Below are 1,377 nucleotides of genomic sequence, written 5' to 3'. Positions count from 1 at the left end.
TCTGTCTGTCTGTCTGTCTGTCTGTCTGTCTGTCTGTCTGTCTGTCTGTCTGTCTGTCTGTCTGTCTGTCTGTCTGTCAAAATTTTTTCACGCTCCTTAATATCTGTCAAGCATTTTTTCTTATATTTGATTGTAGCAAAAATCTTTTGACCCTTCAAGTCCTAATCTCGATTTTTGCCTAATATTTCAACTAATTAGCTTCCATAAATATTCTTGCTTTATTTAAAAATTCGGTTGCCATTTCAACCTGTTGCTGACATTCCTTTTTATCCGCTATATAGAAATCATCATAATCTGAAACATTTCTAATTCTTTGCGCATTTGCAATTCTCTTATAATCCCCTGGTTCAAAACCACCAACTCTCTCTTTAATATAATGCACATTGAATTGCCTTAAACATCCATTATGCGAATCCGCATCAATTTCCTTTATCGCAAGTAATGCTTTCATCGTCTTTTCCATTGCATAAAATGCTCTATTATTAGCAGACTTATACCTCTCGTTTTGCAACAATTCTTTTGCTCCGTCAACTAATTCAATAGCTCTTTCCATTCGAACACTCGCTAAAACTCTATACGTCTCTTTATCCATATATCACCCTTCCTTCGCTTTCAATATTTCTAAAATAAGCATACCATGATTTTTTCTGATAAAATTCATTTTCCGGAATGCACACATACTCAACAATTGTATCTGTTTTCATCGCAATATCCGTAACAATGTTCATTAAAGATTCGTCATATTTTTTCGCTTCTATCCTGTCACAATCTGTTAAAATTGCGACATCAATATCTGAATCTTCCGTGAAATCTCCTCTTGCACATGAACCATATATATAAATCTTTTTTACGTGTGCTTTCATACTTAATGGAATTTGTTCCTTTAGAATATCAATAACCCTCTCAATATCATCATTTCTCATATTTTGTCACCCCTTTTTCATATTGTCTAAGGCAAAACATAATTCACTCTTAATACAGAATATAATATATTACGGACGTAAAATCAATACCGTTTAATTTCTATCACAAAATATTCAAGAAAACAAAAACAAAGCCCCCGCAGACAAGCAATGCTTATCAACAAGGGCTTTGTTTTATTTATTAGGCACTACGCGCCTAGCTTGCATTCACTATTTCTGGGCGATAGCTGCCTGTGCTGCTGTTCGTCTTCGGAGTAAATGTTTGCCAACATCGCTTTATTGCCATTACTGTATATTCCCAAGCTACTTCTATCAGTTTGAGAAACTGTATAATTGTTAACTCTCCCTGATACTTTCATTATAGCATCATCGGGAGATATATTCAACCTCCAGACAAAATAAGTTTGTGTCAAGTAATCATTGGCACTTTTTTCAGGTTCCGTGTTTCATGGGA

2 protein-coding genes are annotated in these 1,377 nt (G+C 34.7%); both read right to left on the bottom strand.

Annotated elements, in window-relative coordinates:
• Positions 1-190: 190 nt before the first annotated feature.
• Positions 191-592 carry a HEPN domain-containing protein gene (locus tag DW019_RS14100; RefSeq protein ID WP_118443980.1) on the bottom strand — a complete coding sequence of 134 codons (402 nt, stop codon included), beginning with the start codon at positions 590-592 and terminating at the stop codon, positions 191-193.
• The gene (locus tag DW019_RS14095) at positions 585-923 is read right to left on the bottom strand and encodes a nucleotidyltransferase domain-containing protein (RefSeq protein ID WP_118443979.1); all 339 of its coding nucleotides are present in this window, start codon (positions 921-923) and stop codon (positions 585-587) included. The genes DW019_RS14100 and DW019_RS14095 overlap by 8 nt, the downstream gene beginning before the upstream one ends.
• Between the last annotated feature and the right edge of the window lie 454 nt (positions 924-1,377).

Source organism: Clostridium sp. AF37-5 (assembly GCF_003477605.1).
GTDB lineage: Bacteria > Bacillota > Clostridia > Lachnospirales > Lachnospiraceae > Eubacterium_F.
The sequence above is the reverse complement of the archived record's forward strand: the minus strand, read 5'-3'. Positions and strand labels throughout refer to the sequence as shown.

What these genes read in the sequence shown, in the direction of transcription:
- DW019_RS14100 (WP_118443980.1), bottom strand. Translation starts at nt 592, where the DNA reads ATGGATAAAGAGACGTATAGAGTTTTAGCGAGTGTTCGAATGGAAAGA.
- DW019_RS14095 (WP_118443979.1), bottom strand. Translation starts at nt 923, where the DNA reads ATGAGAAATGATGATATTGAGAGGGTTATTGATATTCTAAAGGAACAA.